The 23,820-nt window shown below is 73.3% G+C and carries 18 protein-coding genes; 14 read left to right on the plus strand and 4 right to left on the minus strand.

Annotation, left to right across the window (positions count from 1 at the left end):
* Nucleotides 1-9: 9 nt before the first annotated feature.
* The 3 genes from SD460_RS32430 to SD460_RS32440 form a co-directional block, all read right to left on the minus strand.
* On the minus strand, nucleotides 10-1,878 hold the full coding sequence (locus SD460_RS32430) for a CocE/NonD family hydrolase (RefSeq protein ID WP_290061484.1): 1,869 nt from the start codon (nucleotides 1,876-1,878) through the stop codon (nucleotides 10-12).
* A 115-nt stretch (nucleotides 1,879-1,993) separates the two neighbouring features.
* Nucleotides 1,994-2,566 (minus strand): TetR/AcrR family transcriptional regulator, encoded by a 573-nt coding sequence (locus tag SD460_RS32435; protein ID WP_290061481.1) that lies wholly within the window; start codon nucleotides 2,564-2,566, stop codon nucleotides 1,994-1,996.
* A gap of 129 nt (nucleotides 2,567-2,695) precedes the next feature.
* Nucleotides 2,696-3,544 carry a helix-turn-helix transcriptional regulator gene (locus SD460_RS32440; RefSeq protein ID WP_318307176.1) on the minus strand — a complete coding sequence of 283 codons (849 nt, stop codon included), beginning with the start codon at nucleotides 3,542-3,544 and terminating at the stop codon, nucleotides 2,696-2,698.
* A 133-nt stretch (nucleotides 3,545-3,677) separates the two neighbouring features.
* Between SD460_RS32440 and SD460_RS32445 the strand changes: the two genes are divergently transcribed.
* The 14 genes from SD460_RS32445 to SD460_RS32510 all read left to right on the plus strand — a co-directional run bounded on the left by SD460_RS32445 (nucleotide 3,678) and on the right by SD460_RS32510 (nucleotide 23,324).
* Nucleotides 3,678-5,291: an AMP-binding protein gene (locus SD460_RS32445; protein WP_290061476.1), complete on the plus strand. Its 1,614-nt coding sequence runs from the start codon at nucleotides 3,678-3,680 to the stop codon at nucleotides 5,289-5,291.
* A 254-nt stretch (nucleotides 5,292-5,545) separates the two neighbouring features.
* Nucleotides 5,546-6,607 carry an alpha/beta hydrolase gene (locus tag SD460_RS32450; protein WP_290061473.1) on the plus strand — a complete coding sequence of 354 codons (1,062 nt, stop codon included), beginning with the start codon at nucleotides 5,546-5,548 and terminating at the stop codon, nucleotides 6,605-6,607.
* Between the two features lie 1,856 nt (nucleotides 6,608-8,463).
* Entirely contained in the window at nucleotides 8,464-8,895 is a 432-nt protein-coding gene (mraZ, locus tag SD460_RS32455) for a division/cell wall cluster transcriptional repressor MraZ (protein WP_125314530.1), read from the plus strand.
* A gap of 217 nt (nucleotides 8,896-9,112) precedes the next feature.
* Nucleotides 9,113-10,066 (plus strand): 16S rRNA (cytosine(1402)-N(4))-methyltransferase RsmH, encoded by a 954-nt coding sequence (rsmH, locus tag SD460_RS32460; protein ID WP_290061489.1) that lies wholly within the window; start codon nucleotides 9,113-9,115, stop codon nucleotides 10,064-10,066.
* Nucleotides 10,063-10,782 carry a cell division protein FtsL gene (gene ftsL / locus SD460_RS32465; RefSeq protein ID WP_318307177.1) on the plus strand — a complete coding sequence of 240 codons (720 nt, stop codon included), beginning with the start codon at nucleotides 10,063-10,065 and terminating at the stop codon, nucleotides 10,780-10,782. Before rsmH ends, ftsL begins: the two co-directional genes overlap by 4 nt.
* Nucleotides 10,782-12,704, plus strand: a complete 1,923-nt coding sequence (locus tag SD460_RS32470; protein WP_318307178.1) for a peptidoglycan D,D-transpeptidase FtsI family protein — start codon at nucleotides 10,782-10,784, stop codon at nucleotides 12,702-12,704. Before ftsL ends, SD460_RS32470 begins: the two co-directional genes overlap by 1 nt.
* A gap of 236 nt (nucleotides 12,705-12,940) precedes the next feature.
* Entirely contained in the window at nucleotides 12,941-14,485 is a 1,545-nt protein-coding gene (locus SD460_RS32475) for a UDP-N-acetylmuramoyl-L-alanyl-D-glutamate--2,6-diaminopimelate ligase (protein ID WP_290061983.1), read from the plus strand.
* Nucleotides 14,482-15,984, plus strand: a complete 1,503-nt coding sequence (locus SD460_RS32480; RefSeq protein ID WP_290061981.1) for a UDP-N-acetylmuramoyl-tripeptide--D-alanyl-D-alanine ligase — start codon at nucleotides 14,482-14,484, stop codon at nucleotides 15,982-15,984. The genes SD460_RS32475 and SD460_RS32480 overlap by 4 nt, the downstream gene beginning before the upstream one ends.
* Nucleotides 15,981-17,063 (plus strand): phospho-N-acetylmuramoyl-pentapeptide-transferase, encoded by a 1,083-nt coding sequence (mraY, locus tag SD460_RS32485; RefSeq protein WP_290061980.1) that lies wholly within the window; start codon nucleotides 15,981-15,983, stop codon nucleotides 17,061-17,063. The genes SD460_RS32480 and mraY overlap by 4 nt, the downstream gene beginning before the upstream one ends.
* 1 nt (nucleotide 17,064) lies before the next feature.
* The gene (gene murD, locus SD460_RS32490; protein WP_290061979.1) at nucleotides 17,065-18,471 is read left to right on the plus strand and encodes a UDP-N-acetylmuramoyl-L-alanine--D-glutamate ligase; all 1,407 of its coding nucleotides are present in this window, start codon (nucleotides 17,065-17,067) and stop codon (nucleotides 18,469-18,471) included.
* On the plus strand, nucleotides 18,458-19,969 hold the full coding sequence (gene ftsW, locus SD460_RS32495) for a putative lipid II flippase FtsW (RefSeq protein WP_318307179.1): 1,512 nt from the start codon (nucleotides 18,458-18,460) through the stop codon (nucleotides 19,967-19,969). The genes murD and ftsW overlap by 14 nt, the downstream gene beginning before the upstream one ends.
* Nucleotides 19,966-21,090, plus strand: a complete 1,125-nt coding sequence (gene murG / locus SD460_RS32500) for an undecaprenyldiphospho-muramoylpentapeptide beta-N-acetylglucosaminyltransferase (protein ID WP_290061932.1) — start codon at nucleotides 19,966-19,968, stop codon at nucleotides 21,088-21,090. Before ftsW ends, murG begins: the two co-directional genes overlap by 4 nt.
* A complete protein-coding gene (murC, locus tag SD460_RS32505) occupies nucleotides 21,083-22,486 on the plus strand; it encodes a UDP-N-acetylmuramate--L-alanine ligase (protein WP_290061919.1) in 1,404 nt (467 codons plus the stop codon). The genes murG and murC overlap by 8 nt, the downstream gene beginning before the upstream one ends.
* 4 nt (nucleotides 22,487-22,490) lie before the next feature.
* The gene (locus SD460_RS32510; RefSeq protein WP_290061920.1) at nucleotides 22,491-23,324 is read left to right on the plus strand and encodes a cell division protein FtsQ/DivIB; all 834 of its coding nucleotides are present in this window, start codon (nucleotides 22,491-22,493) and stop codon (nucleotides 23,322-23,324) included.
* On the opposite strand, the gene SD460_RS32515 is transcribed toward SD460_RS32510, so the two are convergent.
* Nucleotides 23,314-23,787 carry a M15 family metallopeptidase gene (locus SD460_RS32515; protein ID WP_290061922.1) on the minus strand — a complete coding sequence of 158 codons (474 nt, stop codon included), beginning with the start codon at nucleotides 23,785-23,787 and terminating at the stop codon, nucleotides 23,314-23,316. The two genes, SD460_RS32510 and SD460_RS32515, sit on opposite strands and share 11 nt — an antisense overlap.
* Nucleotides 23,788-23,820 lie beyond the last annotated feature (33 nt).

Below are 23,820 nucleotides of genomic sequence, written 5' to 3' on the forward strand. Positions count from 1 at the left end.
CCGGCGGGTTCAGCCGCGCCAGTGCCGGTCGAGCAGGGAAACGCCGTCCTGGACGACCTTTCCGCGGGCGTCGAGGGTGGTCGCGGTCGCGGTGACCGAGACCTCGACGACGACGTGGGCGCCGGTCGCGGTGTCGACGGTGCCGGTGATGCGGCCGGTGACGGTCGACTCGGCGGGGTCGAGCCGGTGCGCCGTGGCGACGAGTTCCTGGTCCACGCTCAGGGTGTGCCGTCCGCCGGGCACGTCCTCGGGCCGGATCCGGTTGCCGCCCGCCAGGCGCAGGGAAACCGTTTCGCGCAGCAGGTCTTCGGTGACCTCCCAGGACGCTTCCGCTCCGGCAGGGCCGGCCGGCTGCTCTTCGAGGTCCGCGAGCGCGGGCTCGGCCGGTTCCGGCATCGGGCACGCTTTCCCGCGGGTGGCGTCCGCGAGCGGGAGCGTGAGCGTGTGGGCCTCCGGCCACCCGTCGGGCGGCTCCTGCGGCCACACGCGGGGGAAGTCGCCGGGGGCGACGACGACCCGGATCCGGTGGCCCGCCGCGACTTCGTAGGCGGTCGGGTTCAGCGGCACGGTCAGGTCGCCGTCCGCTTCGCCCGCGCAGGCGAGGCCCGCGGAGATCAGCACCGACCGCCCGGCGGGGTCGACGTCGGTCAGTTTCACCGACACCCGCGGCCACCCCCTGGTGAGCGTGACCGACGGCCGGCCGGCGATGAGCCACGGCCGGGACAGCGGCGGCGAGGTGTGGCAGAGGCTGCGGCTGTCGTCGCCGTGCTGGTCCATGGGCAGCCCGAACTGCCCGGCGGGGGTCGACCACAGCCCGGACTGCAGGCCGGTGGCCGGATCCGGCTCGGGCGGCGCGGACCGCTGCCAGCCGGCGAGGTCTTCGATCCGCACGGTGCTTTCGGGTGGCCAGGAATCGAAGCCGAGCCAGCGCGGCCGCGCGCCCTGCGCGTACACCCGGACTTCGGGGGTGTCCTCGCCCGCGCCGGCGCCGAGCAGCCAGCGGTCCCACCACGACCGGGCGATCTCGAGGAAGTCGATCGGCGTCACCGGGCACTCCTGCGGCATGACGTGCATCCACGGCCCGGCGATCAGGGCCTTGGTGCCGCGGAGCTCTTCGTACGCGCGAACCGCGCCGTCGACGAAGAGATCCCGCCAGCCGGCGACGCACAGGGCCGGGACCGCCACGGCGGCGACGTCGATCCGGCGCCGGGGCCAGACCGGCGATCCCGGGCCGTTGCGGAAGAGGTCGAGGACGTAGGGCGCGAAGGTCAGGCGGCGGTGCCAGCGCGCCTGCTCGTCCGGGTCGGCGAAGTCGTCCACCGGGGGCAGGAGCTGGTTGAACAACGTGCTCACCGACCAGGACGCCAGTGGCGAGAACGCGCCGCGCGTCCCGCCCGGGTGGACGAACTGGTGCCCGGGATCGGTCGGGCCTTCGAGCGCGATGACCGCGCGCAGGGCCGCCGGTCGCCGGGCGGCGGCGCGCAGGGTGGTGATGGCCCCGTAGGACCCGCCCCACATGCCGACCGCGCCGGTGCACCACTCCTGCGCGGCGCCCCAGCGGATGGCGTCGAGCGCGTCGTCGGCTTCGCCGGGGTCGAACGGCGGCCGCTGGACGCCGTCGGACGAGCCGGTGCCGAGCAGGTCGACGAGCAGGGACGCGTAGCCGCGCTCGGCGAACCAGCGTTCGGTGGGCGAGCCGTTGAGCGCCGCGACGTCCCGCCGGTAGGGCAGGACGGTGACCAGCAGCGGGAACGGGCCCGGGCCGTCGGGCAGGAACAGGTCGGCCGAAAGCGTGACTCCCGGCTCGGGCGTGGGAATCCGGACGTCGCGCCGGAGCACGACTTCGTGGCGCCGGTCAGTGTCCGTGCGTGCAGGCATCGCCGCCTCCGCTTTCGCCGGAAGGAGTGGGTACTAGATCGAATACTTCAGTACCCGATTTCGTACGTTAGACACAGACGACGCGACCGCGCAAGCCCTGGCGGAGGTGAGGCCGCTACTTCCCGGCCTGGTTGGTCAACGCGGCGAGCACCAGCGCCCCGAGTTCGGTGTAGGCGTCGGCCATGGACAGTCCCGACCGGTCCAGCAGCTCGCCGTGCTGGATGCCGTCGATGAGCAGGCTGACCGCGGCACCGACGAAGTCCGCGTTGACGGCGCGGAACGCGCCCGAAGCCACACCGTCCTGAATGGACTCCCGCACGCGGTGCGCGGCGGCCAGCGAATGCCGGGCGTACAGCTCGGTGGTGGCTTCGAACGTGAGCAGGTCCGCGTAGCACTCCGGCGACATCCGGCGCAGCTCGGAGCCCAGTCCGGCCAGGTACTCGGCGATGCGCTGCGGGGGATCGGTGATCGGCCCGACCTTCTCCTCGACCCGGGCGGTCGCCTCCTGGAAGAAGTGCCGGACGGCGACGACGACGAGCTGTTCCTTGCTGCCGGCCACCGCGTAGAGCGTCGACTTCGAACACTGCAGCCTGCTGGCCAGGTCGTCGACGGTCAGCCGGGCGAAGCCCTCGTCCAGGAAAAGCCGTTCCAGGCGCAGGATCAGTTCCTCGCGCTTGGTGTCGGACATGCGTCGGCTTCGCGCCGTGCGCGCTCCCGGTGGCGTCATCCAAGGTGGCTTCGCGGTCATGGTTCCGTAGCCTCGCACACGCCCGGGTTCGAGGCGGCGCGCGGTACCACCGTACCCTATTTCGTACCGTCACGGGAGAAGGCCGAAGCGGCGGGCGGTGACCACGGCCTCCATCCGGCTGCGGGCCACGAGCTTGCGCATGGTGCTGCGCAGGTAGCTCTTCACCGTTTCCCCGGTGATCCCGAGATCCTCCGCGATCTGGTGGTTGGTCCAGCCGAGGGCCACGCACGCGAGCACGTCGAGCTCCCGTGCCGACAGCGCCGGCCCGGTCGGGGTCCGCGCCGGCCGGCCGGAGACGGCCGAGAGCGTTTCGCAGACCGCGCGGACGCGGCCGCGCAGCACCGGGTCCTCGAGGCTCTGGGTGAGGAGCCGGAGTTCGGCGTAGGCCTCGCGGACGAGCTCCCAGTGCGGGCGGTGGCAGTCGGTCGCGTCGTAGCGGTCCAGCCAGGCCAGCCGCCGGGTCACCTCGTCGCGCACGGCCAGGCCCTGTTCGAGCTCGCGGGCCGACTCCACGACGGACTGCACCACGCGGTCGCCCAGCGGCACCGGGCTGCGCACCGCGCCGTAGAGCACGCCGCGGACGGTGCGCGCCACGACCACCGGCACGGCGACCATCGCGCGCAGCCCCTCGGCCACGATGATGTGGTCGTAGTGGTGGCTGATCCCGGTCGAGCGCACGTAGTCGTCGACGACGACCGGCCGCCGCTGCGCCACCGCCTTCCCGCCGAGCCCGCGCCCGTACTCGAGGCTGACCCCCCGCAGCGCCCCCGTGTTCGGGCCGGCGAGCTGGCTCAGCTTCACCTGCCGGCCCGAGCCCACTTCGCCCCCGAACGTCAGCGGCAGGCCGGTCGCGTCCCGCATCCGGGCGAGCGCGCGGTGGATCTCCGGGCGGTCGTCGGCCGTGGCGTTCGGGTTCACGCCTGCCTCCTCGGGAACGTCGCGCGCTGGTCCCGTTCCCCTCAGCCGGGGGTAGCTGGGTCTCCGCCGCGATGGGACATTTTTGCCACGGTACGGCACCGCGGCGGTACCGCGCAGGTCCCGGGAGGCCCTCATGACGAGCATCCGACGCCACGTCGAGGATCTGGTCTCGCGGTTCGACCACCCGCGGGCCCGTGCCGCCGAGCTGCTGTGCGACCGGCACCCCGCGGACGCCGTGGCGTTCACCGTCGTCGAGCCGGACCTTTCCCGGCGCGACTGGACTTTCGGCGAGCTGCGAACCCGCTCCGCGCGGCTGGCCACGGCGCTGGCCGACCTCGGCGCCGGCCCGGGCGACCGCGTCGCGACGCTGCTGGGCAAGTCGGCGGACCTCGTCGTGACGCTGCTCGCGATCTGGCGGATCGGCGCCGTGCACGTGCCGCTGTTCACCGCGCTGGCCCCGCCGGCGATCGCCACCCGGCTCGCGGGCAGCGGCGCGCGGATCGTGGTCACCGAACCCGCGCAACGGGCGAAACTCGGCCCCAGCGAAGACATCCCGGCGGCGTGGCGGCTGACCGTGATCACCGCCGGCGCCGCCGGGGACCAGCGCGGCGACCACCGTTTCGAGCGGCTGCTCCAGGCACCCGAACAGCCGGTGCCGGTGGCGATGGGCGGGGAGGCGACCCTCGTCGAGCTCTACACCTCGGGCACGACCGGGCCGGCCAAGGGCGTGCCCGTGCCGCTGTGGGCGGTGGCGTCGATGCTGGCCTACCAGGAGTTCGGGCTGGACCACCAGGAGACCGACGTCTTCTGGAACGCCGCCGACCCCGGCTGGGCCTACGGCCTCTACCACGCGATCATCGGCCCGCTCGGCCTCGGGCGGCGCTCGCTGATGCTCCACAGTGGATTCTCCGCCCGGCTCACCTGGGCGGTCCTCGGCGCCTTCCGCGTCACCAACTTCACCGCCGGGCCGACGGTCTACCGCGCGCTGCGCGCCGCGGAGGACCTGGCGCCGCCGGACCTGTTGCTGCGGCACTGTTCGTCGGCGGGGGAGCCGCTGCCTGCCGACGTGAGCGCGTGGGCGGAGCGCGCGCTCGGCGTGCCGGTCCTGGACCACTACGGCCAGACGGAACTGGGCATGGCCGTCGCCAACGCCTGGCACCCCGGCCTGCGGGCCGAGCGGCGCCCCGGGTCGATGGGCCGCGCCCTGCCCGGCTGGCGCCTCGACGTGCTGCGCCCGGAGACGGCGGAGCCCGCGGCGCCCGGGGAGCGCGGGCGGCTCGCCGTCGACCTGGCCGCCAGCCCGCTGATGTGGTTCAGCGGGTATCGGGGCGCGCCCGGGCGCACGGCCGAGCGGTTCACCGCGGACCGCCGCTGGTACCTCACCGGGGACACCGCCGCGCGGGACGACGAAGGCAACTTCCACTTCACCGCGCGCGACGACGACGTCATCCTGATGGCGGGCTACCGGATCGGACCGTCCGAAGTGGAATCGGTGCTGCTGGCCCACCCGGCCGTCACCGAAGCCGCCGTCGTCGGCGTCCCGGACGACCTGCGCGGCGAGGTCGTCGCCGCCCACGTCGTCGTGCGCCCCGGCCACGACGCCGGGCCGGCGCTGGCCGCCGAACTGCAGGCGCTGGTGAAGGCGCGCTTCGCCGCGCACGCCTACCCGCGGATCGTCCGCTTCGTCGCGGAACTGCCGAGAACGCCGAGCGGCAAGCTCCAGCGGTCCGCCCTGCGCTCGCGATAGCGGTCGCTCGTCGCCTTCCCGGGTGACCCCCGGGAAGCTTTGCCCTGCCTGCGCGCGTCTTCCGCGAGCCGGCCCGTTCCCGGCTGCTCCCGAAGCGCCGGGCTCAGTCGCCCGTGCCGGCCCACGCCCGGCGCGGGTCCGGGAGAGCGCTCTGTTCTCCTGCCCACGCCTGGTGTCCCCGGGCCGGTCGCACCGGCGCGCCCGGACACGCCCGGGGACACCAGGTTCCGCATCCCCCGCCCCTGGAGGCAACGATGCCCAGGCCCGTCGAAGACCGGCAGATCCCGTCCCGCGCGGCGGCACCCGAACGAGGGCCCGTGCCTTCGCGGGTGTCACGGCGGAAGTTCGTCCTCGGCGCGGCCGCGGGATTGTCCGCGCTCGCCCTCGCCCGGCCCGCCGCGGCCACGACGTCGCCGCGCGCGGTGGCGGACAGCGGCGCCCGGGTGCTCGCCGAGCAGCGGCTGAGCCCGACCATGCTCGACCTGACCGTCGACTCCCCGGCCCTGGCGGCCACCGCGATGGTGCGGCTGCTGCACCCGCCGGACTGGACCCCGGGTGCCACCCGCACCTGGCCCGTGCTCTACCTGCTGCACGGCGCGGGCGACGACTACACGTCGTGGACGCGCTCGACCGACATCGCCACCTTCACCCGCGGCGCCGAACTGCTGGTGGTGATGCCCTCGGGGGGCCGTGACGGGTTCTATTCGGACTGGTTCAACCGCGGCGCCGGCGGGGCGCCGCGCTGGGAGACCTTCCACCTCACCGAACTGCGGCAGATCCTCGAGCGCGGCTACGGCGCCGGCCCCGTCCGGTCGATCGCCGGTCTGTCCATGGGCGGTTTTGGCGCGCTTTCCTACGCCGGACGGCACCCGGGGATGTTCGCCGCGGCCGCGTCCTACAGCGGCGTGGTGCACACGACCTACCAAGGCGCCCGCGGGCCGAGCCTGATCCAGGGCGTCCTGGTGAAGGACGGCTACGATCCCACCGCGCTGTGGGGCGATCCGAACCTGAACTCCGACGTCTGGGCCGCGCACAACCCGTACGACCTGGCGAGGAACCTGGGGGGCATCCCGCTGTACCTGGCCTGCGGCAACGGAACCCCCGGCGTGCTCGACCCGCCGGGCACGCCGCCGGACCTGTTCATCGAGCCGCTGTGCGCGGAGATGAACACCGCGCTCGCGCGCCGGCTGCGCGACACCGGCGCGACCGTCACGACGGACTTCTACGGCCCGGGAACGCACAACTGGCCGTGGTGGCAACGTTCCCTCCACCAATCGCTGCCCCTGCTGACCCAGCCGCTGAACCTCGGGGGCTGACGGCCGGGCGATACCCCGGGTATCACCCGCGCGGGGGTCGCCGCGCCCGTGCAGGTCCAGAGAGTCGTGGGGGGTTTTTTGGGGGGGTAAACCCCAAAAAAAAAAAAACAACAGGGACCCCCCCACATCGGGGGGCCCCCCCGCGGCCCCCCGCGCCCCCGCCCCCGCCCCCCCCCCCCCCCCCCCCCCCCCCCCCCCCCCCCCCCCCCCCCCCCCCCCCGCCCCCCCGGGGGGGGGGGGCCCCCCCCCCCCCCCCCCCCCCCGGCCCCCCCCCCCCCCCCCCCCACGTCCGAGCAGGCGGACCGGCGGGCGGGGACGCGCGGCCGCGGCGCGGTATGCGGCGACGAGATCGCCGGCGACAGCACCCGGTTCCCTGCGCAGCCGGCTCGGCACCGTCTGCACGAAGGCGACACCGGCCGCGGTGTAGCGGTTGTTCCTGGCCAGGGTCGCGGTGTAGCCGGGTTGTCCGAAGTGGAACTCGCAGGAGTCGATCTCCCAGGCCAGTGCGACGTCGTCGAGCCAGGCGTCGGGGGTGGCGAGGTAGCGGCCCTGCTCGTCGTGGACCACGGGGTTCCAGATCGGCTCCGGCAGACCGGTGCGGCGCCACAGCGCCATGGCCTCCGCTTCGGCGGCCGAGCGGGCGCCGCGACTGATTTCGGCGAGCGCTTCGCGGGGCAGGGCGCTTCCCCGGTCGCTGCCGTTCTCCAGCTCGGCCGACAGCTCGGCCGGATCGACCCGCAGCTGCTGGACGGCTTCGGCAAGCAACGCCCGGATCGGCGCGAGTTCGGTCAGCCGGCGGCACGCGTCCAGCACCGCCCGGGCCACCGGAGCCATGGCGAGCCCGCCTGCCCGGACCGTCGCGGGCATTCGGGTGGTCCGCTCCATGAGGACGTAGCCGCTGCTCATGGTCTTCAGGTGGGCCGGCAGCAGAAGGTGAACCGGCTCGCCCGGCTTGGCATCGCGCTTCAGTCCCTGGCGCCGGCAGGACTCCAATCCCGTGACGACTGCCGTGTCACCGCCGTAGAGCAGCGCGCCCTCGACCAGCTGGCGGCGGGTCGGGACGCCGGTGCGAAGCAGGACCACGCCCGGCAAGAGCCGCTGCCACGGCCGGCCGGGACGGCACCTTCGGTAGCTCGTGCGGGAAGGAACGCCCAGTTCTTGCAGCCGGGCGACGGTGATCACCCCTCGCCGACTGGCGGCGTAGAGCGCCTCGGCGTCCGCGGTCCACGATCGTCTCGTCACCGTTCGATCGTCTTGAGCCGGACTGCTCCGCGCCAGGCCCCTTCCGTGATCTGTGGACTACTCGGCCGCGCGTACCCCGGGCTGTGGACAACCTCGCGGGGGCCCGGGTTCGAAGGTCGCGAATGACTCATTCGGGACGTCGGAGGTCCCCAATGAGTCATTCGCGACCTCTGGGCCGCGCGCCACCCTCGGCCCACCGGATCCCACTCGCGTCTCGTGCGCCACGACCCGCAGCCCCACCGGACCCCACCGAGGGTCGACCGGCGCCCCCACCCGGCCCCACTCGCGGCCCCACGCGCCCCCACCGGCGCCCCCACTGGGCCCCACCGGGCACCCCGAGGGTTCCTTCGCGGCCGTTATGCGGACGCATGGGGAACAGCTGAGGTTGCTCCGGACCCCGCCGAGGGGGATCTTGGCCACCGGGCCCCACATCGGCCCCCACCTGCCCCCACCCTGCTGACCTGCAAAAACGGAACACACGACGGAGTGAGCCGCCGGTTTCTCGCGTTGACTGTGGTGAAAAGTGGGGTACGGTGGTGGCCAGTGGGGCGGAAGGGAAGCCCTGGAGCCGTAGACGGTGGTTCGCCACCGGGTGCGGTAGGGAGGTGGAGGCCGTGTTCCTCGGCACCCACACCCCGAAGCTGGACGACAAGGGGCGGCTCGCGCTGCCCGCGAAGTTCCGCGACGCCTTGGCCGGCGGGCTGATGCTCACCAAGGGGCAGGACCACTGCCTCTTCGTCTTCCCCCGCGCCGAGTTCGAGCAGATGGCGCGCAAGGTCGCCGAGGCCCCGTTCACGAACGAGGCGGTTCGGGCCTACCAGCGCTACCTGTTCGCCGGGACGGACGAGCAACGGCCGGACGGCCAGGGGCGCATCACGATCGCGTCCGAGCTCCGCCGCTACGCGGGGCTCAGCAAGGAGTGCGTGGTGATCGGGGCGATCACCAGGCTGGAGATCTGGGACGCCCAAGCGTGGCAGGGCTACCTGGAAGAACACGAAGACAGCTACGCGAAGGCTCGAGAGGAAGTACTGCCGGGCGTCTTCTAGACGTGCGGTCGCGGTGCACCTTCGTCGTCGGGGGACGAAGAGGTTCGCCGCCCGTGCGACGAAGGGGAAGCCCACCCGGATGCCGTGAGGCCTCTGTCCGCTCAACAGCCCTGGTGCACCTTCCCCGGTACCAGGTCCGCAGCGGGCGGACAGGGACCTGACGGCATCCGCCATATTTCCCCCGGGCCGCCCAGGCGAGAAAGGGGGAGGGGACACCATGACGGCACCCGAGCACGTCCCGGTACTGCTGCGGCGCATCGTCGAGCTGTTCACCCCCGTGTTCGCCGACCGCGACGGCGTCCTCGTGGACGCGACGGTCGGCCTCGGCGGGCATTCCGACGCCCTCCTCGACGCCTTCCCGCGGCTCCGGCTCGTCGCGCTGGACCGCGATCCGGCCGCGCTCGAGAAGTCCGCGGAGCGCCTCGCGCGCCACGGCGACCGCGTCGACTTCGTGCACACGATCTACGACGGGCTGCCCGAGGCGCTCGCCGGGCTGAACCTCACCAAGGCCGACGGCATCCTGTTCGACCTCGGCGTCTCCTCGATGCAGCTGGACCGGGCCGAACGCGGGTTCGCCTACGCCAAGGATTCGCCGCTGGACATGCGGATGGACCCGACCACCGGGTTCACCGCCGCCGACGTGCTGAACACCTACGCGCCCGGCGAGCTGATCCGGATCCTGCGCGACTACGGCGAGGAACGCTTCGCGCAGCGGATCGTCAAAGCCGTCGTGAAGGCCCGCGAACAGGAGCCGTTCACGACCAGCGGACGCCTGGTCGAGCTGCTCTACGACGCCGTACCGGCCGCCACCCGGCGCACCGGCGGGCACCCGGCCAAGCGCACCTTCCAGGCGCTGCGGATCGAGGTCAACGGCGAGCTGGAGGTGCTCCGGCGGGCCATGCCGGCCGCACTCGGCGCGCTGAGGACGGGCGGGCGGATCGTCGTCGAGTCCTACCAGTCGCTGGAGGACCGGCTCGTCAAGCAGGCGCTGGCCGAACTCGCGAAGTCCCGCACCCCGGAAGGACTTCCGGTCGAGCTGCCGGGACACGGGCCGGAGCTGAAGCTCCTGACCCGGGGCGCCGAGAAGGCCGGCGAAGAGGAGATCGAACGGAACCCGCGCGCCGCCTCGGTGCGGCTGCGGGCCGCTGAGAGGATCGGAGAGCCGCGATGACCGCTCCCACGAAGTCCCGCCGCCGCACCGCGCCGTCGACGCGGGGACGCACCGAGGCCGCCCGCACCACCGTCGAACCGGACCCGCAGCCGACCGAGCCGGGCAAGGCGTCCCGGCGCGGGTCGCGGGGCCGCACGTCCGCGGCCGAGCGCGCCTACGCGCGCCGCGCCCAGCGGGCCGACCTGCTCAAGGAGCGCGAGCCGCGCCCGGCGCCGAAGGCCGCGCCGGGCACGCCCGCGCCGAAGCTCAAGCTGAAGCTGCGGCTGCCGAAGTCGCGGGCCTCGTTCGTGCTGATGATGATGGCGCTGCTGGCCGTCGGCGTGGCCACCACGCTGTGGCTGTCCACGCAGGCGATCGCCGACTCCTACCGGCTCGAGCAGCTGCGCACCGCCAACGCGGGGCTGGCCGAGACGAAGGAACAGCTCCAGCGCGACGTCGCCAAGGCCGAGTCGCCCGCTTCGCTGGCCCCCGCGGCCCAGCAGCAGGGCATGGTGCCCGGGGGCGACCCGGCGCGGATCGTCGTCGGCCCGGACGGCAAGACCTCGCTCGTCGGCGAGCCCAAGAAGGCCAAGGCGGACACGCCGGCGGTGCCGGTCGCGCCGCCGGCCGCGCCCGCCGCGGGCACGCAGTCGCAGCAGGGCGCCCCGATCGAAGGTGACCAGCCCGCCGTGCCCGCCGAGGAGCAGCCGCCGGCGCAGCCGGGGGCCGGTCAGTGATGGCTTCGAGCCGCGGACAGGTCCGCGCGCGCTCCGCGGGGAGCGCGCGCCGGACCTACGCCGCCGGGACGCGCAGCGCGGCCGCACGCCGGGGCAACGGCGGCAACCGCACGCGGTTCTCCGCCGTGCGGCTGCTGCTGGTCGCCGTGCTGCTGGTCGCGGGCGGGAAACTGGTGCAGGTGCAGTGGTTCGAGGCCGGGGCGCTGTCCGCCGCGGCCGAGCGGCAGCGCACCCAGACCATCGACATCCCGGCCCAGCGCGGGTCCATTGTGGACCGCAGTGGTGCCAAGCTGGCGTTCAGCGTCGAGGTGCGCACGCTTTCGGTGAACCTCAAGGCGCTGCGCAAGAGCATGACCGACTTCGCCGCGAAGAACCCCGGCACCGAGCGGACGTTCGACGCCGAGACGGCCGCCGCCGCGAAGTACATCGCCGGCAAGCTGCCTAACGTGATCGGCGAGCAGCAGCTGCTGGACCTGTTCCACAAGCAGGCGTCCTTCACCTACCTGGTGAACAACGTCGAGCCGTCGATCGCCGCCGACATCGTCAAGCACTTCGCCTGGATCGGCGTCGAGAAGCGCGCGCTGCGCGAATACCCGGGCGGCAGCCTGGCCTCGAACATCGTCGGCGCGGCGAACTGGCGCTCCGACGACCCGGACGTCTCCAAGCACAACCTGCACGGCCTGGTCGGGCTGGAGCTGCTGCGCGACAACGACCTGGCGGGCACGCCGGGCCGGATGATGGTCAACACCAAGAACGGCAGCGAAAACGTCGTCATCCCGGGCACCGAGCACGACCTGCAGGCCGCGGTCCCCGGCTCGGACCTCGAGCTGACCGTCGACTCGGACCTGCAGTACGAGGTGCAGCGGCAGCTGTCGGACTACGTCCAGCAGTCGCACGCCAAGGGCGGGCAGGCGGTCGTGCTGGACGCCAAGACCGGCGAGGTCTACGCGCTGGCCAACGACAAGACGTTCGACCCCAACGACCAGACGACCTGGACCAACGAAGACCTGGCCAACCCCGCGGTCACCACGCCGTTCGAACCGGGGTCGGTGAACAAGATCGTCACCGCCACCGGCGCGATCGACGAGGGCATCGCGACGCCGGAGTCGACGATCCCGGTGCCCGGCGCGCTGCAGGTGGCCGACAAGACGGTGCACGACGCCTGGACCCACGGCACGCAGACGTTCACCACCGCCGGCATCTTCGCCAAGTCGTCGAACATCGGCACGTTGCTGCTCGCGCAGAAGATCGGCGAGGAGCACTACTCGGAGCTGCTCAAGCGCTTCGGCCTCGGCCAGCGCACCGGCGTCGGCCTCCCCGGCGAGAGCGCCGGCGTGGTGCCCGCGCGCAGCCAGTGGTCGGCGACGACGTTCGGCAACCTGCCGATCGGGCAGGGCCTGTCGATGACGGTCCTGCAGATGGCGGGGATGTACCAGGCCATCGCGAACGACGGCCTGCGCGTCGAACCGCGGATCGTCAAGGCGAAAGTCAACCCGGACGGGACGACGGTGCCCGAGCCGGCGCCGAAGAGCGTCCAGGTGGTCAGCCCGCAGACGGCGAAGACGGTGCGCGACATGATGCGCGCGGTCGCCCAGAACGGCAAGGGCCTGCAGAAGGGCACCGCGCCGACGGCGGCGGTCGAGGGCTACCAGATCTCCGGCAAGACCGGCACCGGCCAGCAGGTCGACCCGCGGACGAAGGCCTACAGCGACCACCTGTACAACATCACCTTCGCCGGCATCCTGCCCGCCGACCACCCGCGGTTCGTGGTCGGCATCCGGCTGGACGCGCCGGACACGACGCTGCCGGTGGGGCACTCCGCGGCGCCGCTGTTCCACAGCATCGCGTCGTACCTGACGCAGCGGTACCAGATCCCGCTGTCGGACGGCCCCACGCCGGAAGTCCCGCTCATCGTCCAGTAGGCACAGTGCGTGAAGGCCCCCTCACCTGCGTGAGGGGGCTTTCGTGTGCCCAGCGTCCACTTCGGTCAGCAGCGGGGGTGAAAGCGTTGCGGCGCAATGAGGTGCGCGTCGCCGTCTAGCACATGTGCCTCAGCCGCGCGCAATCGCCGTACCGCGTGCGGGGCCCCCGGACGGCCGCCGGTAGCCTCTTGGCCGTGTCCGTGTCCTCGTCCCGTTCCCAGGTGCCGGAAAGCCCGGTGAAAGCGGTCCCCGCGCCGCCGCGCCCGGCGCGCATCGACCCGGTCCCGCTGGCGACCCTCCTCGCCAGGGCGGACGCCCGCCTGATCGCCGAGCGGCCCGACGCCGCCGACCTCACCGTCACCGGCACCACCCTGCGGGCCCAGCACGTGCTGCCCGGCGACCTCTTCGCCGCCCTCCCGGGGGCCCGCGCGCACGGCGCCGACTTCAGCGACCAGGCGGTCGCCGCCGGTGCCGTCGCGGTGCTCACCGACGCCGCGGGCGCCGAGCGGCCCGCCCTGCGCGACGCCGGCGTCCCGATCCTCGTCCACGCCGACCCGCGCGCCGCCCTCGGCGAGATCGCCGCCTGGATCTACGGCGAGCCCTCCCTGAAGCTGGCCATCCTCGGCGTCACCGGCACCTCCGGCAAGACCACGACGTCCTACCTGGTCGACGCCGGGTTGCAGGCCGCGGGCCTGACCACCGGCCTGATCGGCACGGTGGAGACCCGGATCGCCGGCGAACGCCTGGTCAGCGGCTTCACCACACCCGAGGCACCGGACCTGCAGGCGCTGCTCGCGGTGATGCTCGAGCGTGGGGTCACGCACGTGCCGATGGAGGTCTCCAGCCACGCGCTCGCGCTGGGCCGCGCCAACGGCACCCGGTTCGCGGTCGGCGCGTTCACCAACCTCTCCCAGGACCACCTGGACTTCCACAAGGACATGCAGGAGTACTTCGCCGCGAAGTCCCTGCTGTTCGACGGCCGCTCGACCACCGAGGTCGTCGTGGTCGACAGCGCGTGGGGCCAGGCCCTGCTCACGCCGCAGACGGTCACGGTGACCACGGACCCGGGCACCGACGCCCTCTGGAAGGCCACCGACCTGGAGGCCACCCCGCACGGCGAGCAGACGTTCACCCTGCACGGTCCGGACGGCGTCAGCGTGCCCGCCCGGATCCCGCTGCCCGGCGAGTTCAACGTCGCCAACGCCGTGCTCGCCGCCGCGATCCTGAGCACCGCCGGCGTGGGCCTGGAGCACATCGTCACCGGGCTCGCCCAGGTGCAGGTGCCGGGCCGGATGGAGCGGGTCTACGTCGGCCAGGAGTTCACCGCCGTCGTCGACTACGCCCACAAGCCCGCCGCGGTCGCCCAGGGCCTGGACGCGCTGCGCGCCCGCACCGAGGGCCGGATCATCACCGTGCTCGGCTGCGGCGGCGACCGGGACACCGCCAAGCGCCCGATGATGGGCGAGGCGGCGGCCCGCCGCAGCGAAGTCCTGATCGTCACCGACGACAACCCGCGTTCCGAGGACCCCGCGGCGATCCGCGCGGCGATGCTGGCCGGCGCCCGCGCGGTCGGGCCCGCCGAGGGCGGCGAAGTCGTCGAGATCGGCGACCGCCGCGAAGCCATCGCGCACGCGGTCGCGCTGGCCGGGCCGGGCGACATCGTCTTCCTCGCCGGCAAGGGGCACGAGTCCGGCCAGGAGGCCGGCGGCGTCGTGCACCCGTTCTCCGACCGCGACGAGCTGGCCGCGGCCATCAGAAACAAACTCGAGGTGAATGTGTGATCGTGCTCAGCCTGGCCGAGATCGCCGACGTCGTCGGCGGCCGGCTGCACCGCGCCGAACCGGGCGTGCGGGTCACCGGCAGCGTGGAGTTCGACACGCGGAAGCTCACCCCCGGCGGCCTGTTCGTCGCCCTGCCGGGGGAGAAGGTCGACGGCCACGACTTCGCCGCGCAGGCCGTCGAGGCCGGCGCCGTGGCCGTGCTGGCCGCCCGCGAGGTCGACGCGCCCGCGATCGTCGTGCCGCCGCTGGCCGAGGGCGAGGCCCACGAGCGCTCGGTCGCGCTGACCGGCGACAAGGACGGCTCCGGCGCCGCGGTGCTGGGCGCGCTCGCCAAGCTCGCGCGCTACGTCGTGCAGCGGCTGGCCGAGGGCACCCTGACCGTCGTCGGCGTCACCGGCTCGTCCGGCAAGACGTCGACGAAGGACGTCATCGCGCAGCTGCTCGAGCCGCTCGGCCCGACCGTCGCGCCGCCCGGGTCGTTCAACAACGAGCTGGGCCACCCCTGGACCGCCCTGCGGGCCGACGCGCAGACCCGGCACCTGGTGCTGGAGCTGTCCGCGCGCGGCCCGGGGCACATCGCCCACCTCGCCGAGATCGCCCCGCCGAAGATCGGCGTCGTGCTCAACGTCGGCACCGCGCACGTCGGCGAGTTCGGCTCGCGCGAAGGCATCGCGAAGACCAAGGGCGAGCTCGTCGAGGCCCTGCCCGCGGACGGCGTCGCGGTCCTGAACCTCGACGACCCGCTGGTCGCGGCCATGGCGAGCCGCACCAAGGCCCGCGTGGTGTACGTCGGCGAGAGTGCCTCCGCGCAGGTCCGGGCCGCGGACATCACCCTCGACGACGAAGCCCGCGCTTCCTTCCGGCTGATCACCCCGGCCGGCGAGGCCGACGTCCGGCTGCCGCTGCACGGCGAGCACCACGTCGGCAACGCCCTGTCCGCCGCGGCCGTCGCGCTGGAGCTGGGCGCGACCCCGGCGGAGATCGCCGCGCGGCTCTCCGGCCTCGAACGGCGGTCCGCGCGCCGCATGGAGGTCGTCACCCGCGAAGACGGCGTGACGATCCTCAACGACTCGTTCAACGCCAACCCCGAGTCGATGCGGGCGGGCCTGAAGGCCCTCGCGGCGATGACGCGGGAGACCGGCCGCCGGTCCTGGGCCGTGCTCGGCGTGATGGGCGAGCTCGGCGCGGACGCGATCACCGCGCACGACGAGATCGGCCGCCTGGTCGTCCGGCTCAACATCGCCAAGCTCGTCGTGATCGGCCCCGAGGCGGCGGCCATGCACCAGGGCGCGCACCAGGAGGGCTCCTGGGGCGAGGAGTCGGCACTGGTACCCGACGTCGAGGCCGCGATCGCCCTGCTGCATGATCAGCTCCGCCCCGGGGACGTGGTGCTGGTGAAGGCCTCCAAGGCCGCCGGCCTCTGGCGGGTCGCCGAAGCTCTGCTCGAACCCCGGGCAACCGACAACTCCGAGAATCGCTCGAACGGTGGTGACGCGTGATCAGCATCCTGATCGCGGCCGCGGCGGGCCTGCTGGTCTCCATCATGCTGACGCCCTACCTGATCCGGGTCTTCTCCCGGCAGGGCTTCGGCCAGGAGATCCGCGAGGAAGGCCCCCAGGGACACAAGTCCAAGCGCGGTACCCCGACCATGGGCGGTGTCGCGATCATCATCGCGATGGTCGTCGGGTACTTCGCCGCGCACCTGATCAACTGGATGTTCAACTCCCGCAGCGGCGCGCCGACGGCCTCCGGGCTGCTCGTGCTGATGCTGGCGGTCGGACTGGGGATCGTCGGCTTCCTCGACGACTTCATCAAGATCCGCAAGCAGCGCAACCTGGGGCTGAACAAGACCGCGAAGCTGGTCGGCCAGCTCGTCGTCACGGTCGCGTTCGCGGTGCTCGCGCTGAACTTCGCCGACGAGCGCGGCATCACGCCGGCGTCGCAGAGCCTCTCCTACGTCCGCGACCTCGCGCTGATCACGTTCCCCGCGGTGTTCTTCGTGATCTTCTGCTACATCGTGATCTCCGGCTGGTCGAACGCGGTGAACTTCACCGACGGCCTCGACGGCCTGGCCGGCGGCTCGGCGGCGATGGTGCTGGCGACCTACGTCGTGATCTCGTTCTGGCAGGAGCGCCTCAACTGCGCGAACGGCCCGGCGCCCGCCTGCTACGACGTCCGCGACCCGCTGGACCTGGCGGTGGTCGCCGCCGCGGCCACCGGCGCCTGCGTCGGGTTCCTCTGGTGGAACGCGGCCCCGGCCAAGATCTTCATGGGCGACACCGGGTCGCTGGCCCTCGGCGGCCTGGTCGCCGGCCTGTCCATGACCACCCGCACCGAGCTGCTCGCCATCGTCATCGGCGGCCTGTTCATGGTCGAGATGATCTCGGTGGTCGCGCAGATCGCGGTGTTCCGGACGACCCGGCGAAGGCTCTTCCGGATGGCCCCGTTCCACCACCACTTCGAGCTCGCCGGGTGGGCCGAAACCACGGTGATCATCCGGTTCTGGCTGCTCTCGGCGATCTGCTGCATGTTCGGCCTCGGCCTGTTCTACAGCGAACAGCTCGGTTTCGGCGGCTGACGTGGACATCGCCGGTCGTCACGTTCTCGTCGCCGGTGCGGGGGTCACCGGCAAGTCGATCGTGCCCGTGCTCATCGAGCTGGGCGCGCGCGTCACGGTCACCGACGGCAACGCCGAGCGCCTGGCCGAGCTGGACGGCCTGGGTGCCGAGCTGGTCCCGGGCCTGACCGAGCCGCCGGAAGACGTCGTCCTCGTCGTCACGAGCCCCGGCTGGCGGCCGGCGTCGCCGCTGCTGGTCGCCGCCGCCGAGGCGGGCGTCGAGGTGATCGGCGACGTCGAGCTGGCCTGGCGGGTCGGGCAGCTGCGCGAGCACCCGCCGTCCTGGCTCGTGGTGACCGGCACCAACGGCAAGACGACCACCGTCGGCATGCTCGAGTCGATCCTCAAGGCGGCCGGCAGCAACGCGGTGGCCTGCGGGAACATCGGTTACGCGGCCCTTGACGCGGTGCGGGCCGGGTACACGGTGCTGGCCGTGGAGCTGTCGAGCTTCCAGCTGCACTGGTCCTCGACGCTGGCCCCGGACGCGGCGGTCGTGCTGAACCTGGCCGAGGACCACATCGACTGGCACGGCTCGATGGACGAGTACGCGGCCGCGAAGGGCCGGGTGTACACCCGCGCCAAGGTCGCCGTGCACAACGCCGACGACGAGTGGTCCACGCGGATCGCCGAAGAGCACGCCAGCGCCGACGCCCGCCGGATCGGCTTCCAGCTCGACACCCCGCGGACGGGCGAGCTGGGGATCGTCGAAGACCTGCTGGTCGACCGTGCTTTCGTCGCCGACCCGGCGACCAGCGCCGAGGAGCTGGCCACCCTGGCCGACGTCCGCCCGGCCGGCCCACACAACGTCTCGAACGCCCTCGCGGCGGCCGCGCTGGCCCGCGCCCACGGCGTCTCCCCGGAGGCCGTGCTGAAGGGCCTGCGCGAGTACCAGCCCGCCCCGCACCGGGCCGTCGAGGTGGCCGAGGTCGCCGGCGTCCGGTACGTCAACGACTCGAAGGCGACCAACCCGCACGCCGCCGCCGGGTCGCTGCGGGCGCACCAGAGCATCGTCTGGATCGCCGGGGGCCAGCTCAAGGGCGCTTCGGTCGACGAACTCGTGAGCAGCATCGCCGGCCGCCTGCGCGGAGTCGTGCTACTCGGGGTCGATTCACCCGTGATCGCCGCCGCGGTCGCGCGACACGCGCCGGATGTCCCGGTGAACAGCCTCCGTCCGGGTGACCATGAACCCATGACTGCGGCGGTGAGTGCGGCCAGCGCGATGGCCCGGCCAGGTGACGTGGTGCTGCTGGCACCCGCCGCGGCGTCGTTGGACATGTTCCCGAACTACGGCGCGCGCGGCGACGCGTTCGCCGCGGCGGTGCACGTCCTCCTCGACGACGCAGCGGGGGAGCCGAGTGACGGTCACTGAGCCCAAGCCCAAGACACCGCCGAAGCGGCCGCGCCGCGAGCGCAAGGAGAGCGGCTTCGTCGCCTTCCGGTCCGCGCTGACCGCGTGGCTCTCGCGCCCGCTGGCGTCGTTCCACCTCGTGCTCGCGCTCACCGGCGTGCTCACCGTGATCGGCGCCGTCATGGTGCTGTCGGCGTCGTCGGTCGAGTCCTACAACCCGAAGACCGGCAGCGGCGTGTACTCGCTGTTCATCAAGCACCTGGTGTTCGTGGCCATCGGCTCGGTCGTGTTCTGGCTGGGCCTGCGGGTCAAGCTGGAGCGGATCCGCGCGATGTCGGCCACCGCGACGGTCGTCTGCCTCGGCCTGCTGGTGCTGGTCCTCACGCCGCTGGGGTCGACGGTGAACGGCTCGCAGGGCTGGTTCCGGCTCGGCGACTTCACCTTCCAGCCGGTCGAGGCGGCGAAGGTCGCGCTGGCCTTCTGGGGCGCGCACATCCTGGTGATCAAGTACAACGTGATCCACCAGTGGCGGCACCTGCTGGTGCCGGTCGTGCCCATCGCGCTGCTGATGTTCGCCCTGGTCATGCTGCAGCCCGACCTGGGCGGCACGGTCACCCTCGCCGTCGTCCTGCTGGCGCTGCTGTGGTTCGCCGGCGCGCCGAAACGGCTGTTCGGGGTCATCCTCGCGGGTGGCCTGGCCGGCGTGCTCGTGCTCGCCCTGATCGCGCCCTACCGGCTCGCCCGCGTCATGTCGTTCCTCTCGCCGGACGCCGACACCAGCGCCGAGGGCTTCCAGGCCAACCAGGCCAAGCTGGCGCTCGCTGACGGCGGGCTGTTCGGCAAGGGCCTCGGCCAGGGCGCGGCCAGCTGGAGCTACCTGCCGAACGTCCAGAACGACTTCATCTTCGCGCTGATCGGCGAGGAGCTCGGCTTCATCGGCTGCGCCGTGGTGCTCAGCCTGTTCGCCGGGGTCGCGATCGTGGGCCTGCGGATCGCCACCCGCAACATCGACCCGTGGATCCGGATCGTCTCCGGCACGCTGACGGTGTTCCTCGTGGCCCAGGCCGGTATCAACATCGGCTACGTCGTCGGCCTGCTGCCGGTCACCGGCGTCACGCTGCCGCTGATCTCCTACGGCGGGACGTCGCTGGTGATCACCATGCTCATCATGGGGGTGCTCGCGAACGCCGCCCGGCACGAACCGGAGGCGGTGGCCGCGCTGCGCACACAGGGGCCGGGTAAATTCGGACGCCTGCTGCGGCTGCCCGCGCCCGATCCGTACCGCCCGCCCGCCACCCGCAAGGGTGCGGCGCGCACCGGGGCGAAGGCGGCCAGGCCCGCGCCCCGTGCGGCGCGGCCCGCCCCGGCACAGGAACGACGCAGGTCGGTCCGCGAACCGGTGCGCCGCAGCGCGGCACGGACGAGCACGACCCGCACGAGCACGTCTCGCGGCGGGGCCGCGCGGACAACAGCGAGCCGTGGTACCCGGAGTACCGCGAACCGGAGAGGTCATTGGTGAGTAAGCCCGTCAAGGGAACCGAGCGAGCCGCCGCGGGCAGAGCGCCCGTGGTCGTGGTCGCCGGAGGTGGCACCGCAGGACACATCGAACCCGCCCTCGCCCTGGCCGACGCCGTCAAGCGGCTGCGCCCGGACGCGACGGTGATCGCCCTCGGGACCGAGCGCGGCCTGGAGAACAAGCTGGTCCCGGCCCGCGGCTACGACCTGGAGCTGATCCCGCCGGTGCCGCTGCCGCGCAAGCCGACGCCGGAGCTGCTGCGGCTGCCGCTGAAGGTCCGCGACTCGGTGCGCAAGACCCGCGAGGTGCTGGACCGGGTCGGCGCGGACGTCGTCGTCGGCTTCGGCGGCTACGTCGCCCTGCCGGCCTACCTGGCCGCGCGCGGGCGCGTCCCGATCGTCGTGCACGAGGCCAACAAGTCGGCCGGCCTGGCCAACAAGGTCGGCGCGCGGTTCGCGGCGCGGGTCGCCGTCGCCGTGCCGGGGACGCCGCTGCCGAAGGCCGAGGTCGTCGGGATCCCGCTGCGGCGGTCGATCACGTCGCTGGACCGGGCCGCGCTGCGCGCCGAGGCCCGCGCGCACTTCGGGCTGGACCCGGACGCGCCGACGCTGCTGGTGTTCGGCGGTTCGCAGGGCGCGCAGTCGATCAACGCCGCGGTGTCCGGCGCGGCGAAGGACCTGGCCGACGCCGGGATCGGCGTGCTGCACGCGCACGGCCCGAAGAACACGCTCGTCGTCCAGGAGTTCCCGGGCAAGCCGGCGTACGTGCCGGTGCCGTACCTGGAGCGGATGGACCTGGCCTACGCCGCCGCCGACGTCGCGATCTGCCGGTCGGGCGCGATGACCGTCGCCGAGGTGACCTCGGTCGGCCTGCCCGCGGTGTTCATCCCGCTGCCGATCGGCAACGGCGAGCAGGCGTCCAACGCGCGGCCCGCCGTCGATGCCGGGGCGGCGCTGATGGTCGACGACGCCGACCTCGGCCCGGCCAAGGTCGCCGACCTGGTCGTCCCGCTGGTCACCGACGCCGACCGCGTCGCGAAGATGAGCGCGGCCGCGGCCGGCATGGGCCACCGCGAGGCCGACGAGACCCTCGCCCGCATCGTCCTGGAGGCCGCCCGTGGTTGAGCCAGCACAGCCTGAGCTGCCCGCCGGGCTGCGCCGGGCGCACCTGATCGGGATCGGCGGCGCCGGCATGTCCGGCATCGCGCGGATCCTGCTGGCCCGCGGGGCCTTCGTGTCGGGCTCGGACGCCAAGGAGTCGCGCGCGCTGCTGTCGCTGCGGGCCCAGGGCGCGGAGCTGTTCGTCGGCCAGAACGCCTCGAACATCTCGTCGCTGCCCGAGCCGCCGTCCGCGGTGGTCGTCTCGACGGCGATCAAGGAGACCAACCCCGAGCTGGCCGCGGCCCGCGCTGCCGGCATCCCGGTGCTGCACCGCGCCGAGGCGCTGGCCGGGCTGATGGCGGGCCACCGCGTCGCCTGCATCGCGGGCACGCACGGCAAGACGTCGACGACGTCGATGCTCACGGTCGCGCTGCAGCACTGCCGGCTCGACCCGTCGTTCGCCATCGGCGGCGACCTCAACGAGTCCGGCGCCAACGCCCACCACGGCGAGGGCGGCATCTTCGTCGCCGAGGCCGACGAGAGCGACGGCTCGTTCCTGAACTACTCGCCGTCGATCGCGGTCGTCACGAACGTCGAGCCGGACCACCTCGACCACCACGGCACGGCCGAGGCCTACACGAAGGTCTTCACCGACTTCGTGAGCCGGATCGTGCCGGGCGGGCTGCTGATCGTCTGCGCCGACGACCCCGGGGCGGACGAACTCGGCCGGCAGGCCGCGGACCTCGGCGTCCGCGTGCGCCGCTACGGCCGCACGGCGACCGACGCGCGGATCCTGGACTACGTCCCGACGCCCGACGGCGGCCTGGTGCGGCTCGAGACGGACGGCTCCGAGCTGTCGGTGCGGGTCGCGGTCCCGGGTGAGCACATGGCGCTGAACGCCGTGGCCGCGCTGCTCGCCGGGATCGAGCTGGGCGCGCCCGCGGCCGAGCTGGCGGACGGGCTCGCGGCGTTCGGCGGCGTCCGGCGCCGCTTCGAGTTCAAGGGCCGGGCCGGCGACGTCCGCGTCTACGACGACTACGCCCACCACCCGACCGAGGTGTCCGCGCAGCTGCGCGCGGTGCGCACGGCGGCCGGGTCCGGCCGCGTGATCGTGGTGTTCCAGCCGCACCTGTACTCGCGGACGAAGGCGTTCTCGGCCGAGTTCGCCGAGGCGTTGTCCCTGGCCGACGAGGTCGTCGTGCTGGACGTCTACGGTGCGCGCGAGGAACCCGAGCCCGGCGTGACCGGCGCGCTGATCGCGGACGCGGTGACCAAGCCGGTGCACTACGAGCCGGCGTTCGACGTCGCCGCGCCGCTGGTGGCCGGGCTGGCGAAGCCGGGCGACCTCGTCGTCACCATGGGCGCCGGGGACGTGACGCAGCTCGGGCCGGAGATCCTCGCCGAGCTGGAAAAGCGCTGACACCATGAGTCCGACCAGGGAACGCCGCCGTCCGTCCGAAGAGGACGAGCGGGATCGCGCCGCCCTGGCGCGGGAACGGCGCGGGCGGCGCTCCGAAGAGGAGCGCCGCCGCACCCGCGCCGCGCGCGTGCCGTCGAGTCCGCGCAACCGGCCCACCCGGCAGGTCGAGATCCGCCGCCGGTGGGTCGCGCTGCTCACCGTGCTGACCGTCGTCGCGGGCGTCTACCTGCTGTTCTTCAGCTCGATGCTGGGGGTCAAGGACGTCGCGGTGTCGGGTGCGCGCACGGTGACGGCGGACCAGATCCGCGCGGTGGCGGCGGTCCCGGCCGCGAAACCGTTGCTGCGCCTGGACGCCGACGAGATCCGCGACCGGGTGGCGGGGATGCCGGGCATCGCCACCGTCGAGGTCTCGCGCTCCTGGCCGAACACGGTCGAGATCACGGTGACCGAGCGCACGGCCATCGCGTTCTTCGACAGCGGCCCCGGCGGCGACGGCGTCCACCTGGTCGACGGCGGCGGCGTGGTGTTCAAGACGGTCGCGGCCCGCCCGCCGGGCCTGCCGGAACTGAAGCTGCCCAAGGTGTCCGCGGACGACCCGGTGACCCGCGCGGTGACGGCGGTGCTCGGGGTGATCCCGGAGCAGCTCCTGAAGCAGGTCACGACGGCGACGGCCAAGACGCCGGCGAGCGTCGAGTTCACGTTGTCGAGCGGGAAGATCGTCCGCTGGGGCACGGCGGAGCAGACCGACCGCAAGGCCAAGGTCCTGGCGGCGCTGCTCACCCAGGACGGCAAGGTCTACGACGTGGCGGCGCCGGAACTGCCGACCATCACGTCCTGAAGCCCGTCCGCGGGTCGTGGCTGGGGTCGGGGTACATCGGCGGGCAGCCGTGCTCGACGGCTTCGGGGCGCAGCTCGTAGTGCCACGGCTCGTTGCGGTAGATCCGGCACAGCCCGTACCCGGCACCGTGCTCGGCCAGCCATTGCCGGGCGGCCGCGGGTCCGATGTCGACGGCGTTGCCCGAGACGTGCGCGGAGGTGTCCGGCGTGGCCACCCACCGGCGCGCTTCCCGTTCCGAGCCGTACTCCGCGACGGCCCGGCGGAGCAGCTCTTCCTGGTAGGCCGGGGCTCGCCAGCCGCCGTTGACGAGGATCTCGACGCCGTCGCGCGCGGCGTCGGCCGCGGCCCGGCGCAGGGCGGCGAGCAGGTCCGGCTCGAGGTTGACGACGGCCGGCGTCTCGTCGTCGAAGACGGACACCGGGCGGGGGACGGCACCGCGGACGACCAGTTCGCGAGAAGTCATGCGCCCAGTCAAGGAAACGCCGTGCTGCGGGCC

Origin of the sequence: Amycolatopsis solani (assembly GCF_033441515.1) — a bacterium.
In the GTDB taxonomy this organism is placed as follows: domain Bacteria; phylum Actinomycetota; class Actinomycetes; order Mycobacteriales; family Pseudonocardiaceae; genus Amycolatopsis; species Amycolatopsis solani.